Genomic DNA, 13,163 nt, shown 5'->3' on the forward strand with positions numbered 1-13,163 from the left:
GTTATAAGCATGCCTACCATAGTGAATTTTATTCATAAGCATAGTTAGAGACGTTATATGAGACAGCGACCTGTAATGATTCTGGACGGTGGGATGGGGCGTGAGCTGCAGCGCAGCGGTGCTCCGTTCCGCCAGCCTGAATGGTCCGCCCTGGCCCTTACCGAAGCGCCTGATGCGGTAGTCAATGTGCATAAGGCGTTCATCGCAGCAGGCGCCCAGCTGATTACCAGCAACAGCTACTCCGTAGTGCCGTTCCACATTGGTGAAGAGCGCTTTGCGCGTGAAGGCCAGCATTTGGCAGACACGGCTGGGCGCTTGGCACGCCAGGCCGCGGCTGCCAGCGAGCACCCTGTGCAGGTGGCCGGTTCGCTGCCGCCGCTGTTTGGTTCGTATCGGCCCGACCTGTTCCAGCCCGAGCGCGTAACCGAGTTGCTCACGCCTCTGCTGCAGGGCCTGGGCCCGCACGTTGACCTGTGGCTAGCAGAAACCCAGAGCGCCATTGCCGAGGTGCAGGCCATGCGTGCACAGCTACCGGCCGATGGCAAACCGTTGTGGGTGTCCTTCACCTTGCAGGACGACGAGGTGGACGCCCTTCCCCGCCTACGCTCAGGCGAACCGGTGGCAGAGGCGGTAAAGGCAGTCGCACAATTAGGCGTAGCCGCTGTGCTGTTCAACTGTAGCCAGCCTGAGGTCATCGGCGCTGCAGTGGACGTGGCCCGTTCAGTGATTGAAACGTTGAAGGCTGATATCGCTATCGGCGCTTATGCCAATGCCTTCCCGCCGCAACCGAAAGAAGCTACAGCCAATGACGGCCTGGACGAACTGCGCGAGGACCTGGACCCGCCAGGCTACTTGAAATGGACAACGGATTGGCGACAGCGGGGTGCCAGCCTGATTGGCGGGTGCTGTGGAATAGGGCCGGAGCATATTGCTGAGCTTAAGCGATGGGTGGAGTAGCATCCCTCTCTGTATAGCGCTCATTTTCGCCTAACAGGCGTCACGGTTGGTACACCACCACACAGCAAAGACATCAGCTGTCGTTGTACTCAGGCGGGGATCAATCCCGCCTCGCGATAGCTCGAAACCAGTTCATCGAACAGGCTGATGTCCTGGCGAGTGCGTGCGATCAGTTGAGCCCCCGCCACGGCAGTGTAGATCGCATAAGCACGGCGCTTTCGGTTCTCACCAGAGCCCCAGTTGAGGTCGGCCAATATGCCGACAAGCCACTCCACATTTATGTCTGCAAACGCTCTCACCTCCTTGGTTACCTGGTCAGGAAGGTCTTCGAACTCTGCTGCCATAAAACTCGAAAGACAAAGTCGGTTTTGATTCTCCAGCGATGTCCGGAAAATCGAGGGGTATAGCCGCAGGCTGTCTTCAGGGGACGCATGAGCCACCCGCAGCTCGCTGAGTACCTGCGCTGTCTCCTGCCAATACCTTTGAGCAACAGCTGCGCCAAGATCCGCTTTACTGGGAAAATGGTAGTAAATGCTGGCGTTCTTTATGCCTATCTCTTCGGCAATAGTGCGGAAATTGATTCCGCCGTAGCCGTGCAGTTGTGCTGCCGCCTTGGCGACTAGCAGAATCTGCTCACGAGCATTCTGGCTCACTGTGTACCTCCTATCTTGACATGGGCACTGCAGCCCTATTCTATGTCCAAAAAGCTTACCTACCAAGTGATAGGTAGGGGTTTACAGCCTAATAGCGCAAGCGCAATCTCTGCTTACCTACCAACTGACAGACAGGCAGAACACTATGACCGCTGCATATACCCTCACCGAGCAATCTTCGACTAACAAGATGAAGATCTATGACTGGTTCGATGGCCCCTATCCTGCCCGTGTTCGTATCGCTCTGGCCGAGAAAGGCCTGCTGCCAAAGGTTGAATTCGTCTCGGTGAACCTCTGGACTGGCGAGCACAAAGAGCCTGAGTTTCTGGCGATCAACTATTCCGGCACCCTGCCTGTACTAGAACTGCAAGACGGCACCCGTATCGCTGAATGCACCGCGATTACTCAGTACTTGGACAGCCTGGAAGGCAACTCCACACTGACGGGAGAAACGCCGCTTGAGAAAGGCCTGATCCACATGATGACCAAGCGGGCAGAAATCGAATTCATGGACGCGGTGAGCGTATATTTTCACCACGCCACTCCCGGCCTTGGGCCGAAGGTCGAGCTTTATCAAAACGCCGAATGGGGCGCGAAGATGGGAGAGAAGGCAACGCGCGGCATGCGTTACTTTGACAACCTGCTTCGTCAGCAGCCCTTCGTTGCCGGCAGTAAATTTTCAATGGCGGATATCGCCGTTATCGGGGGAATGATTTTCGCAGCCTTGGTGAAACTGCCGGTCCCCGATGAGTGCGATGCCTTGCGCGCGTGGTACGCAAACATGCAGCAACGCCCGAGCTACAAAACCTGGCGCGCGCTGGTCGAACAAGGTGCACCTGAAAAATAACGAACGTTAGTCGTTACTACGGCCCAGCCTGTAGCGGATATTTGCGTCAGTGCTTGGCCACGTTGAAATCAAGGCACAACATCGCAGTGCCGGAAGGCGGTCTACGCACGAATGCCTTGAGCCGAGCCTTATGCGCATATGATCGATCACGCTTGCGCCATACCACCGGCACATGAGGGATTGAATGTATGGCTAGCGAGCGCCAGAAACCAGAAAGCCCCGCATTGCGGGGCTCTCAGGGCGCATAATGGCGGAGAGATAGGGATTTGAACCCTAGGTACTGTTGCCAGTACAACGGATTTCGAATCCGTTTTCACCCCAAATATATATTGAGCAATAATCCTGAAAGCCTTTCAGCACAGGGCTTTCAGCAAAGCATAACGCCACTGCACTCCACACAATACGGGGGAGTGATTCCCCCAAAATTCCCCCAGGCTTTCGAGCTGCTCCGTTTTCATCAATACCTGCCCGCTCATCCCCTCAATATCGACCTTAGCTACTCTCTACACTACTGTATGCATATACACATAAAGAGTTAGCCCTCATGCACGACGAAGACCTGAACCCGGAACAATGGCTTGGGCTACCTACTCCGGAAGAAATGTGGCGCCAGCAGGCGCAGCTCTGCGCCGAAGAGTGCAACATGCTCCAAGAGTCACTGACGGAGCAGCGCAAGCGCATTGCGGCGCTGGTAACGATGTTCGTCGAGGCGGATAAGGAAAGGGTTCGACTTCGCACAGAGCTGGCCAAGGCGATCAAGGATGCCTCGCAAGCTCACATAGATAACTCCGAGAGCTGGAAGAAATGGCATAGCGAGTCCATGGCCAGGGCTACTGACCAAGCTTTCTTCTTCGATGTCATCACACGGCTTGGAGGAGACCCTTATGCGATTGTTGCTAACAGCTACCACAGTCATCTATTAGCAACAGCGCCCGCTGGCAAAACAGCTCCCTCGGCCAGCTAGACCTTGCGGTTGCCGAACTGACTGACCTTCACCTTCGAGTCCTGCGCAATGCCCGTGGCCAGGTACAGCCCCATGCGGCAGGTGATGGACGTTTCGGTCGCGTCGTAGGTGTAGCGCTGGGTTTCCAAGGCGCCCTTCCAGTTCGCTGGCATGGTGAAGGGTTCCTGATATTTGTCCATGGACCGGTAATAGATGGTCGTCGCGGTACCGGCCACCGGCTTCACGATGATCAGCTCGGCCTCCCAGCCCAGGATGCCCCGGCTGTTACCCACAATCTCCGGCGCCGACACCATCTCGATCACGTCGTTGGCAGACAGGTTAGACAGAGCCACGCTTGCCGTAGGCTGGAGGTAGATGTATCCCCCCGCCCCTGCCATGGTGCCCGCCAGTTCGATGCACTGGGCCTCGCCATAAGCGGCCTGCTCTTTGTACCACCTGGTGGTGATCCCGCTCAGGCCTGAGCCGGACGCCTTGTAGGAATCCGCCAGCACCGACCCGGCCACCGAGTTGACCGAAGCAGCCAGGGCGCCACCGGTACCCGTCATCAGCGGGTTTGCATTCAGGCACCCGAATGGGCGGATGGCTGAATACAGGTCGCCAGAGTCCGTGGGCAGCGGCACCCCGAAGAATTCGAAGTTGGCGTTGATGATGGGCGCCAGGCGGCCTGCAATGAAGTCGGCGCCCAGGATATTAGGGTGCAGGCCCTCTACCGTCATGTCTTGGGTAAATCCATCCCAGATGTTCACCACCGGTACGAACTGGCTTACATAGCCCAGCACCCAGTCTTTGTAATCCTTGGCTTCCTGCAGCGCGGTACCGGTCAGCGCCTTGTCGCCGAACCGTGGCGTGCCCGTGCCCACGATCAGATATTTGCCAGGCGTACCCAGGAAGCTCATCACGATCTTCATCACGTTGGCTTTGGTGTCTGCCAGGTTCATGCCTGTAGTGGTGCTGTCGTTGGTCCGCGAGAGCAGCGCCCAGAGGTCGGCTGTGGTTGAAGTAAGCGAGGCCTGCAGCCGGGCCATCATCTGCCCGGTGTTGTCCCCCACTTTACCCTGATTGTCCCGGTAGTCCGGGAATAGGCCGGTCTTGGCAGCCGTGGCGCCAGCGTATCCGTAGTTCTCGGTACCGAAGGCCGTGGCCGCGATGGTGTGGCAGTTGCCGCTGAAGCTGTCGCCCAGCAGCCCCAGCCCTCGGCGGATTCTGATGCGCAGTGTCTGTGGGATGGCGAGTAGGCTCATGCGTACACCTCAAGGGCCGCGCCACCGGTCGGCACAAAACGCATAGTTGCCGGGGGAATGTCCAGCGCATAGGCGCCGTCTTTCCACAGGGTATCAGTCGTAACCCAAGTGCTTGCGCCCATCCTCATCTGAATGGCCACCGAGCCGCCGTTGGCTTGGACACCCAGGGTGATGCGCATCGCGCGGCTGTATGTTTCTTCTTTGGTGGTGGTCTGCATCGTTATCCCCGTTGTTTTTTGGTCAGGCTGTCATACGCTCGCTCGCACGCCAGGCCAGCTATTCGGGCTCCGTCATACGCTGCTGCCAGCTCTCCCGCTCTTTTGTCAGCCCGCTGGAACAGGTCGGAGAGCACCATGGCGGCGCGGCTGGCTGCCTCGCTTCGGCGGGCAATGCTGGGATCGCTGCTGGTGCAACTTGCTCGGGCAGCAAAGCTACTGGCTGTGTTGCGCACCCGCTGGCCAGCGTCATCAGCGCCAGCCACATCAGCGGCAAGGGCCGCAGTCGCTTGTCTTGCATCGGAACCCACCTGGTTAGCGTCGGCCTGGCGCCGCTGCTCTTCTGTACGTGCATTGCCTTCGGCGGAAGCGCGGGCCTTTGCCTGAAGGGACTGTTGGTCTGAGGCCTTGGCCTGCCAGCGCAGGTCGGCGGTTGTCTCCCCGTGCCTGTATGCGCCGTATAGCGCGCCGCCGATGGCCAGCACCGTGAGCAAGATCGCAGCTGCATAGCCGATCAGCTTCAACTGAAAGGGCGTCACGCCAGCACCTTCAACGCCCGGTCATACAAGGCACGACGCTCGGCCAAGCCGTTCAAGCCGCCATTGACCTTGCGGGTAACGCCTTCAAAGTCGCCAGTATCGGCCAGCTCATTGATCCGGCGAACGGACCAGTACCAGCCAGCCGACATCGCGGCCCATTGTGGCTGCTCCAGCAGTTCAGGCTTATCTAGCAGGCGTTGGTCGCCGAACAAGGCCTTGCTGCAGGCCAGGTAGTTGTCGTGCCCGGTGACCTGAATCAGACCCCTGCCCCGGTATTTCTGGCCGTCGCCATCGGCCTCGGGCGTGTTGCCCAGGCGCCTGGACAGCGGGCCGGTGTCGTATTTGGCCAGGTAGCTATCGCTGCCCAGCTCCTTGCCGTAGCGCAACTGGCCAGACTCGTGCCCAATCTGGGCCAGGAAGGCGCTGACGCGCTGCGGGGTATTGATACCGTAGTAAGCGATGGTGGAATTGATCGGACCCGCGTAGGCGGCCGCCCGCGCGCCTGCCAGCGGCATGATCCGCCGCAGCTGCTCTTCAGTGATCTGCATGTTTTCTCCGGGCAAAAAAATACCCGCTCATGGCGGGTGGTGTTTTCAGCAGGTGGGGTTAGGCGGCTACAAGCTCGAGCGCGGGCAGCTCAGCCAAAAATTCATCCTGGCTCGGCACTGTGCGGGTGCCCGCCTCTACCGCCGCCAGTTGTTCGTAGGCGTAGTCCCACACCTTCGAACGCCAGGCGCGAAAGGCCTGCCCATCTTTCTGGAAGCGCGCTACGGCTGGTTCGTCTGCATAGCTCACGGCGGTCATGATGTTGTCGTAGCCCCGCCCCTTTGCCGCCTTGTCCAGGTGCTTCTGGACCTCGATTTCGAACATGCCTTGCAGCGCTGCCTGTGCCTCTGCCTTTTTCGCATCGGCAGTAATGAGCAGCGAGATATCGATGTTGCCCATGGGTTACTCCGGAAGTGTGATTCTGCCGTCGGCATTGGCCTTGATATCAGCAGGGAAGGCAACCGCCTCGCTTGGCTCGACCCCGTGGGGCAGCACAAGAGGGACGATCAATGTTCCGCCTGTACGCACTACGTCGCCTGCAATGAAAGAGGATTGGATGGCGACAGCCGGTAGGGTTGCACCTTCTGGCACCAACGTGAAGTCGTAGTCCTCGCCATTGATAGTCAGCACATCGCCTTTTTTGCTGATGGCCAGCGTATCGTCGCGGCGTTGAGGAGATAATTTAATGATCATCAGAACCACCGGCCTATTGCAGTGATGTAAACGTAGGGCGAGAGCGTTTGCGAGCTATTGCGGTTGACGACCGAATACTTACACGACGTTGTGGTAACGCCCGATTCAAAGTTCCCAGTGAGGTCGTAGGGATACGAACCCGAAAAATTCAGATGGCACCGCACTTCCGAAGCAAAAGCCGCAGGGAAAGTAATTATTCCGCTGTTGTAGATTGAACCAGCTGCGATGCTCAATGGCCCGGCCAAAATGGTGCAGATCATGGTGCCGTCAGCGAACTTTGTATACCGCCCGTTCGAATTGGAACCCGTCTCGATTATCGCGCCTGTGGGAACCCCAGAGCTTTGACTTACGGTGCCAAGGACGGGGGCTACTGCAGCTGAGCCTAGGCCGAGTGCAGTACGTTGGGCAGCTACAGTTTTTGCGGCTAGAAGGGTGCGAGCCTGAGCTGTGAAATCTGCAGAAGCCATAGCATCGGCCGCTGTGAAATAAGCAATTTTGTCAGCAGCTCCCGTAAGTGCTGCGAGAGCGTTGATGGACGGAGCGGCGGCTAGGGTCCCGAATTTGTTGACCAATGCCCGCAGTGCGTCGGCTGAATCCTTCACATACCCCTGCATGGGCGCCAGCGCATAGGCCCCGGCGTTTACCGTTGCTCCTTGGTAAGCGGGCAGAATGGACAGGACGGTATCGCTTGCTACGTTGGCCAACTCATAGAATCGGCCGTCCGGACCCAGGAAGGCATCACCCACACGGGCGTTAGCGGCAAAGCCGGTGTTGGTGCCGGTCACCGTAGTTGAATTTTGGGTGCACGAAACCGTGCCTGATCGAAGCCAGGGCATTCGAATGCTCCGAGTGAATTAAACGACTAGTTTGGCAAACAAGACAGGTCGGTGACCTTGATCGACCCATGCGGTAAAACCGTTGGCCCACATGCATGTTTGGTTATTGGTGTAATCCATTGAAACAGCACATGTAGATCCCGAGTTGTTGTCTTGGATTCCCAGTGAGAAAACATTGATCATAAAATACTCACCCGCCGCTAACGCTCTCCCACAGACCCATTTGTAATAGGCGCCAATTGTTAGCTGCACCCTGCCTACATAAGTCCATGTTGATAGGACTGTTGAAACCAGAACGGCGTAGGCGCCAGTGTCATAGGCCAGGCTTCCATCAGGACCGAACAAGCGCATGCCGAATGTAGCGTCCCCCCTGGAGGCGAAGGCTGCCACAAACCAATCTCCTGCTGGCCTATAGTTCAGGTTGCTTGCACTTATTTGAAATCCTGTCCAGTTACCTGCCGATCCTGTAAGGATCATGGTTCGGTAGGGTTCATTGCTATTAGCAGTCGATGGCCTGATAAAAACCATCGGAGGCTCTTGAGTCTTTATTGAGACTGGGAATGTGACTGTGGCTGTATAGCTACCTGCGCCGTACGTACCTTTTCCCAGAAGACATAGACGCGGTGAATCAGAGTCTATCTGTACATAGCTATTGTCGTTTACAGCCCTTAATCCGAATCCCATCAGGCATACCTAATTGCCATTGCACGTACAATGGCCCTACATGTGGACACAACCTTTTCAGCCGAAGGATTTCTGGCCGCGATCACAGCCTGCCCTGCGGATACGGTGACGTATGGGTAGGCCTTTGCATTGCCGGGACTGTCAGCAGAGGGAATGTCCTCAGCCCTGGTTGGAAGCAGCACAAGTGAGCACGTGGCGGGGTCAAACCCAGGAATCGAAAGCGTGTAGCTCGTGGGGTTCGAGGGAATGGAGTTTGAAAAATCCAACACCCACTGCCCTATGACTTGGTATGTGAAGGTGGTGGTGTCCAAGGACAGCGCGCCGTTCTCATTCCAGGTTCTTAGGCCATAGCTCATGCCGTCAAATCTCCCAGCTGCACCCGCAGTACGTTGTTGGCATCGAACACTTTCACAGCTCTGCTTGTAATCGTGAGCCGCCCTTGGCCAGCAACTGAGCCGTTGAACTCAATGGTTCCGTCCCTCACTCCAATGCGCCAACCAGTTGAGCCAGCGACATAGTTCGTGGACTGGATGTAATCCCCGATCTTAGCACTGGTGATCGTGCCGTCGCCGATGAAGGCCTGGTTGATGAAGACCTGTCCGTTCTGTACCACGAACGGCGTGTAGGTTGTGCCGCCGGCCAGTGTGGAAACCATCGCAAAGCTATCAGCCGCGATCAGGAAACGGCTTTGCAGGCCCGCCCCGCTGTTCTCGATACCTAGGCCGATGCCCGCTGCCACATACTGGCCGTTGGCGTTCAGCTGCATCTTCACCGACCACATGGTCGAAAGCTTCCCGTCGGTGTTGGCCTGCGCCTTGCTGACGGTTTGCACTGCCGCCGTATTATCGCCCACGGCCACCTGAAGCTGTGATATCTGCTGAGCTGTAGCGCTCTGGTTGGTGGCGACCACGGTTTGAACGTTGGTGATCTTGGCGTCGTTTGACGCCACCCCGGCCTGCAGCACCTCAGTAGTTTGAACCAGGGCTTCGTCCTTGTTGGCCCGAGCGACTACCTCCTTTGCATAGGTGGCCTGTGCGGCTGCCATGCTCAGCGCGTCGGCCAGGTCTCCTTCCCCATTATCATCACGAAAAGCGGCGCGCAGGGTCTGCGTGCTCTTGGTCTCGGCCTGCACATCGGTAATGGCCGCGCTGTTCTGGGCTACCTGCTGAGCGAGACCCGCAGCGGTTTCCAGTGACTGACCTACATCCGTCCAGTACGCGCCATTGGGTGGCGGTGTGTTCACAGGCACCGCGTCGGCCGCCTGATAGATACGGCCGTCCTGCACAACCATGTCGCCTACGGCGTAGGGCTGATCGGGCTGGTAGGCCTTCAAGCCATCCAGGGCGGCCACCTGACCCTTCAGGTTGCCGATCTCGCCTATCTCCTCCTGTAGTTCCTTGCTCAGTTCGGTCTTGCCGATTTTGCCGCCAAACGCCGCCAGGTAAGCCGACACATCGTTCGAGGTAGCGGCCGGCACCTTCAGGAAATCACTCGCCCCATAAGCGTTGCGTGAGCGGATGAAGTAGTAATAGTTAGTGTAGAACGCCAGCCCGGTGTGGGTGAAGCTCAGGCCCTGGCCCAAGTACTGCGCTTTATCAGCGCTGGCCTTGGGGTCCATAGTGAAGAAGTATTCGTAGGTGCCGCCGTTAAGGCCATGCAGCGGGTTGCTGGGCACCAGCACAATACTGTCGATGGAGGACTGGACCGTGCACGCTTCCGGTACCGGTGGGCCGTCGATGTTCACAGTGATAGTGGCTTCGCCAGAGCGCGCCATGGGGCCAATGGCAGCAACGCTCATGGTGTAGTTGCCGGCGCCGAGGCTGTTGATGTTGCACTGGGTGCCGCTCGCCGGAACGGTGTGCGACTGCACGGCTACACCTGCCTGGCGAACGGTAACCGCGTACTCCGTCACAATGCCCGTCGGTGCCGTCCAGGACAATAGACCCTGCACCACCTCGGCATTGTCTGCTGGCGTCCATGCCAGCCCAGTGGGCGAGCCTAAGCCACCAGACGGCAAGGTGATGAAGCCCAGCGGGTTGTAGGGTTCCCCGACAGCATCGCCAAAAATGGCCTGCTCGTACTGTGATACCGAGACCGTGCAGCCTTCCTTGGCCCCCATTGACCAGTTCGTCACGATGAACTCGCCCAGGATATTCAGCGAGGGGAGATTGACCCGCACCACCCTACCCGGCCGGCAGTTGTAGCCCGCGAAGTTCATTGGGATGCTGATAGCCCCGCCTGCCCGCCGGCGCCGCAATTCGATGTTGGCCAGGCGCTGGGACTGGTAGGGATCAGTCACGTAGCTGTAGCTGAGAGTTTCTGCCGCCTCGCCCCCGTCCTCGGTCACCCACTGGGTGACGACCACCTCGGGATAGTCGGTTTCCGCCCAGGCCTGTGAGGGGTCAATGAAAGTGCCGCGCACGGTATTGATGGCTGAATCATTGGTCGTCTCGGTACCGCCAGTGATGGTGCCGATCACCATGTCCTCGGTGATCTCGAAGTCATACGGGCCGTAATAGGCGCCAGCATGCAACATCCATCGCCCACCCACCCGGGTAAGCTTGCCAGCGCATGACGCCTCCAGCTTTTGAATGACCTGGGTGCGCTGCTCGTCTGCCCCTATAACGCAGGCCGTGGTGTAGCGTTGGCTTACCGAGTTGTCCGCATTGGTCAATGTCTCGTCGCAGACGTTGGCTGCGCTGGCGAAGGTCGAAAAGACGATCTCATCATCCGGAATCCCACAGCGGTTGCGTAGGTACCAGAGGATATGAAGAGCGGTGTTCTGGGTGTAACCGGTTGTGCCCGAGCGGGGGTCGTAGATGTCGTCTCGGCCGCGCACCACAAATCGAACGTCCGGGATACCCGATGGAAACTTCTCCGCGTTGTACTGCAGCGACAGCCGCACGAACGACAGGCCACGGCCTATCTGCTCGTCTTTCCAGTTCGGGCAGTTGGCCTTGAGAAACGCATTGACCTTCGTTGGATTTAGTACCAGCTCATAGCTGGCATAGGTGCCGAAGGTGCTGATGGATTCCTCGCCAAGGAAAATATCCTCAAGCTTGCTCACCGGGCCTTCGCTCAGCACGTAGACCAGGTGAACCCACTCGCCGTTGGCTACCCCGCCACTCTGCTCCTGCGCCCACACCAGCACGCCACCCGTACTCACACGCCCCAGGATGAATCGAGCCGGCGCCTTCGACGACCGCACGGTTTGCGCCGATGGCTCGCTGGCTTTGAGGGACGATGTGTTGCTCAGCGCTTCCTGCTGGGAAGCCGCATAGAACGCCAGCCCTGCACCAATGACTGCCCCAATTGGCCCGCCTTGGGCGAAGCCTATGGCAGCACCCACAGCAATCTGGGCAATTTTCTTTACACCGCTGCTCACTACTCGACCCTCCACACAGCCAGGGGCGTGCAGTGCACGCGGCCTACGCCCTCATCCGTTGCGCACCAGAACTCACCAGCCCAGAACACGGCAACCGCCCGCCCGGTGGGCGCGTCGTAAAGCGCGATATCGCCCCGCTGGATAAAGGCCGGGGGCACCCTTGAAAAGCAGGCGTCCCAGGCAGCCTCAAGGCTTCCGTGCCTTCTCTTCAAGGCACGCTTGGCGCCAACCTCAGTACTGTATGTGCCCCGGTAAAGCGCAGCCGGGTCAGTGCCACACACGGCGATCGCGCAGTCAGCGGCAAACAGGCAGCAGTCAAATTCGCCCCATGAAAAAGGCCGCTCTAAGGCGGCCTGGATGACATCGTGCAAGCGGGTGGTCCAATCTCGATTTCGCATCGGGGTCACTATTCGTAGGTGAAGGCGGGTGCGTCCTTGGTAGAACCCCAGTACAGCGGCCATTCCGACATCTGGGCAACGGCGTAGAAGAAGCGGTCCCCACCATGGCGTGCCCGATGGTTCTCGTCCGTCCAGCGCTCGGTGCCCGTGCGGTTCCACTCGGCCATTCGGTCGATGACCGGCACGGTGATGCTGTTACCGTCCGCTGCGTTTCCGGCGAACGAGAACTGCGCCGCATCCATACGGCCAGAAAACAGGATGTCCGAGGCGTAGTTACCGGCCTCATCAAACACCACGAACAGCACCTTGCCCGAGCGCCCCCGGCAGCCACGGATGTTGGTTTCCTTGATGATGTAGGCGTCAAGGCCTGTCAGCTTCAAGTCGATGGACATGGGCGAGCCTGAGTTATCGCTTTCCTGGGTCTGGCCAATCTCCCCGAAGGTGCCCACGCCGTCGTAGGTGATGCCGTCAATAACGAGTTGCCCGGTGCCCGTGTGGGCGAACACCATGCCATCGGCGAAATCGAGCTGGCAGGCGTGAACCACCATGAAGCGGCCGGTGGCCAGAATATCGACTACGGCCTGGCTGAATGGAAATGCTGCTGGCATCAGAAAGCCTCCCGAAATTGCAGGGTGCAGTTAGAGACCACAGGCTGAATCACCACCTGGTGGGAATCGTCGACGCGGCGCATTTCCGAGTAGGGGTTGCGGTACTCCACGGGGGTGCCCACGGTCAGGGTGCGGCGAATCCGCTTGTTCAGACTCACGGTCACTTGCCCCTGGGCATTGGCCTTAGCATCCTGCACAACCTCGAACATCTCACCAGCGACGGTGATGTAGTCGCCTATGGCAAAGGCCTTGATCCCAGCCTTCAGGCCACCGATGACCATAGCCGTTGCCTGGGCAATGCCGGACACAACTACCGGTGCACCGATGTCGTCGTCACGCGTCCGCGTAAGCGCGGGGATATTCACGGTTCCGAACATGCCTTGGAGGCGCCCGAGCAGCCCCGTCAGCTGTCGCTCATCCTCATCAAACAGCACACCGAAGGTCAGGGTGCAGACCCAGTAGGCACCGGGGTAACCTACTATCTGCTGAGCATTGGAAAGGGTCGAAGTAAACGCCCGGTTGTTGTAGGTCATGCCCCACGACGTCTCGGTCGGCTCTAGTGCTTCAGGCCACTCAAGCGCCATGTGTGCTCCTAAC

At 58.5% G+C, this 13,163-nt stretch carries 15 protein-coding genes; 3 read left to right on the top strand and 12 right to left on the bottom strand.

The window, feature by feature from the left end:
- The first annotated feature begins 57 nt into the window (after nt 1-57).
- A complete protein-coding gene (locus tag ACSAMW_RS08865; RefSeq protein ID WP_500593593.1) occupies nt 58-957 on the top strand; it encodes a homocysteine S-methyltransferase family protein in 900 nt (299 codons plus the stop codon).
- A gap of 89 nt (nt 958-1,046) precedes the next feature.
- On the opposite strand, the gene ACSAMW_RS08870 is transcribed toward ACSAMW_RS08865, so the two are convergent.
- Nucleotides 1,047-1,610, bottom strand: coding sequence for a TetR/AcrR family transcriptional regulator (locus ACSAMW_RS08870; RefSeq protein WP_500593594.1), 564 nt, complete (start codon nt 1,608-1,610; stop codon nt 1,047-1,049).
- 190 nt (nt 1,611-1,800) lie between these two features.
- Between ACSAMW_RS08870 and ACSAMW_RS08875 the strand changes: the two genes are divergently transcribed.
- Both ACSAMW_RS08875 and ACSAMW_RS08880 read left to right on the top strand, forming a co-directional pair.
- Nucleotides 1,801-2,457: a glutathione S-transferase gene (locus ACSAMW_RS08875; protein ID WP_500594009.1), complete on the top strand. Its 657-nt coding sequence runs from the start codon at nt 1,801-1,803 to the stop codon at nt 2,455-2,457.
- A 544-nt stretch (nt 2,458-3,001) separates the two neighbouring features.
- The gene (locus tag ACSAMW_RS08880) at nt 3,002-3,421 is read left to right on the top strand and encodes a hypothetical protein (protein WP_500593595.1); all 420 of its coding nucleotides are present in this window, start codon (nt 3,002-3,004) and stop codon (nt 3,419-3,421) included.
- Here the strand turns inward: ACSAMW_RS08880 and ACSAMW_RS08885 are convergent.
- The 11 genes from ACSAMW_RS08885 to ACSAMW_RS08935 form a co-directional block, all read right to left on the bottom strand.
- The gene (locus ACSAMW_RS08885) at nt 3,418-4,662 is read right to left on the bottom strand and encodes an SGNH/GDSL hydrolase family protein (RefSeq protein ID WP_500593596.1); all 1,245 of its coding nucleotides are present in this window, start codon (nt 4,660-4,662) and stop codon (nt 3,418-3,420) included. The two genes, ACSAMW_RS08880 and ACSAMW_RS08885, sit on opposite strands and share 4 nt — an antisense overlap.
- Nucleotides 4,659-4,880 carry a hypothetical protein gene (locus ACSAMW_RS08890; RefSeq protein WP_500593597.1) on the bottom strand — a complete coding sequence of 74 codons (222 nt, stop codon included), beginning with the start codon at nt 4,878-4,880 and terminating at the stop codon, nt 4,659-4,661. The genes ACSAMW_RS08885 and ACSAMW_RS08890 overlap by 4 nt, the downstream gene beginning before the upstream one ends.
- A gap of 2 nt (nt 4,881-4,882) precedes the next feature.
- Nucleotides 4,883-5,416, bottom strand: coding sequence for a DUF2514 domain-containing protein (locus tag ACSAMW_RS08895; protein ID WP_500593598.1), 534 nt, complete (start codon nt 5,414-5,416; stop codon nt 4,883-4,885).
- Nucleotides 5,413-5,964 carry a glycoside hydrolase family 19 protein gene (locus tag ACSAMW_RS08900; RefSeq protein ID WP_500593599.1) on the bottom strand — a complete coding sequence of 184 codons (552 nt, stop codon included), beginning with the start codon at nt 5,962-5,964 and terminating at the stop codon, nt 5,413-5,415. The genes ACSAMW_RS08895 and ACSAMW_RS08900 overlap by 4 nt, the downstream gene beginning before the upstream one ends.
- A 58-nt stretch (nt 5,965-6,022) precedes the next feature.
- Nucleotides 6,023-6,361 (bottom strand): hypothetical protein, encoded by a 339-nt coding sequence (locus tag ACSAMW_RS08905; protein WP_500593600.1) that lies wholly within the window; start codon nt 6,359-6,361, stop codon nt 6,023-6,025.
- A 3-nt stretch (nt 6,362-6,364) separates the two neighbouring features.
- Complete coding sequence (locus tag ACSAMW_RS08910) at nt 6,365-6,655, bottom strand: hypothetical protein (RefSeq protein WP_500593601.1); 291 nt, start codon at nt 6,653-6,655, stop codon at nt 6,365-6,367.
- Nucleotides 6,655-7,491 carry a phage tail protein gene (locus ACSAMW_RS08915; RefSeq protein ID WP_500593602.1) on the bottom strand — a complete coding sequence of 279 codons (837 nt, stop codon included), beginning with the start codon at nt 7,489-7,491 and terminating at the stop codon, nt 6,655-6,657. Before ACSAMW_RS08915 ends, ACSAMW_RS08910 begins: the two co-directional genes overlap by 1 nt.
- A gap of 1,036 nt (nt 7,492-8,527) precedes the next feature.
- Nucleotides 8,528-11,560, bottom strand: a complete 3,033-nt coding sequence (locus tag ACSAMW_RS08920; protein WP_500593603.1) for a phage tail tip fiber protein — start codon at nt 11,558-11,560, stop codon at nt 8,528-8,530.
- Nucleotides 11,560-11,958 (bottom strand): DUF6950 family protein, encoded by a 399-nt coding sequence (locus ACSAMW_RS08925; RefSeq protein ID WP_500593604.1) that lies wholly within the window; start codon nt 11,956-11,958, stop codon nt 11,560-11,562. Before ACSAMW_RS08925 ends, ACSAMW_RS08920 begins: the two co-directional genes overlap by 1 nt.
- An 8-nt stretch (nt 11,959-11,966) precedes the next feature.
- Nucleotides 11,967-12,566, bottom strand: a complete 600-nt coding sequence (locus ACSAMW_RS08930; protein ID WP_500593605.1) for a hypothetical protein — start codon at nt 12,564-12,566, stop codon at nt 11,967-11,969.
- Complete coding sequence (locus ACSAMW_RS08935; RefSeq protein ID WP_500593606.1) at nt 12,566-13,150, bottom strand: hypothetical protein; 585 nt, start codon at nt 13,148-13,150, stop codon at nt 12,566-12,568. Before ACSAMW_RS08935 ends, ACSAMW_RS08930 begins: the two co-directional genes overlap by 1 nt.
- Between the last annotated feature and the right edge of the window lie 13 nt (nt 13,151-13,163).

Source organism: Pseudomonas sp. AB39(2026) (assembly GCF_059831485.1).

Coding starts and splice junctions, on each gene's coding strand:
- ACSAMW_RS08935 (WP_500593606.1), bottom strand. CDS start 13,150: ATGGCGCTTGAGTGGCCTGAAGCACTAGAGCCGACCGAGACGTCGTGG.
- ACSAMW_RS08865 (WP_500593593.1), top strand. CDS start 58: ATGAGACAGCGACCTGTAATGATTCTGGACGGTGGGATGGGGCGTGAG.
- ACSAMW_RS08925 (WP_500593604.1), bottom strand. CDS start 11,958: ATGCGAAATCGAGATTGGACCACCCGCTTGCACGATGTCATCCAGGCC.
- ACSAMW_RS08875 (WP_500594009.1), top strand. CDS start 1,801: ATGAAGATCTATGACTGGTTCGATGGCCCCTATCCTGCCCGTGTTCGT.
- ACSAMW_RS08900 (WP_500593599.1), bottom strand. CDS start 5,964: ATGCAGATCACTGAAGAGCAGCTGCGGCGGATCATGCCGCTGGCAGGC.
- ACSAMW_RS08910 (WP_500593601.1), bottom strand. CDS start 6,655: ATGATCATTAAATTATCTCCTCAACGCCGCGACGATACGCTGGCCATC.
- ACSAMW_RS08915 (WP_500593602.1), bottom strand. CDS start 7,491: ATGCCCTGGCTTCGATCAGGCACGGTTTCGTGCACCCAAAATTCAACT.
- ACSAMW_RS08930 (WP_500593605.1), bottom strand. CDS start 12,566: ATGCCAGCAGCATTTCCATTCAGCCAGGCCGTAGTCGATATTCTGGCC.
- ACSAMW_RS08905 (WP_500593600.1), bottom strand. CDS start 6,361: ATGGGCAACATCGATATCTCGCTGCTCATTACTGCCGATGCGAAAAAG.
- ACSAMW_RS08890 (WP_500593597.1), bottom strand. CDS start 4,880: ATGCAGACCACCACCAAAGAAGAAACATACAGCCGCGCGATGCGCATC.
- ACSAMW_RS08885 (WP_500593596.1), bottom strand. CDS start 4,662: ATGAGCCTACTCGCCATCCCACAGACACTGCGCATCAGAATCCGCCGA.
- ACSAMW_RS08880 (WP_500593595.1), top strand. CDS start 3,002: ATGCACGACGAAGACCTGAACCCGGAACAATGGCTTGGGCTACCTACT.